The sequence below is a fragment of the Pseudoalteromonas sp. GW168-MNA-CIBAN-0100 genome (assembly GCF_040309225.1).
In the GTDB taxonomy this organism is placed as follows: Bacteria; Pseudomonadota; Gammaproteobacteria; order Enterobacterales; family Alteromonadaceae; genus Pseudoalteromonas; species Pseudoalteromonas arctica.
In genome coordinates, this window is record NZ_JBEOOL010000509.1 from 1 (window position 1) to 277 (window position 277).

The following is a 277-nucleotide window of genomic DNA, read 5'->3' on the forward strand; positions in this document are numbered from 1 at the left end:
GTGTTACTGGCAGTGACATCGCGCTAAAAACATTAATATCGCAATTGCCAATTGGCGGAAAAGAAAAACAGTTAGTGGTATTTGACAGCCAAGGGCAGTTATTAGCGCACCCCAATTTAACCCAATCAAGTTATGCACAATATGGTAAAGCAGGTAAAAAACTACTCCCTGAGGACTTTATTGATCCCACATTACAAGTAATTGTAGATGATGCGATTAAAATGCAACGGTCTGAATATGCCGACTCATTCAAATTAAATAATGAAGCGTATATTAT

At 37.5% G+C, this 277-nt stretch carries 1 protein-coding gene; it reads left to right on the forward strand.

What is annotated here, in order from left to right:
• Window positions 1–277 (forward strand): hypothetical protein (locus AAEY62_RS22195; RefSeq protein WP_350636569.1); only part of this gene is annotated, 277 nt, incomplete at both ends.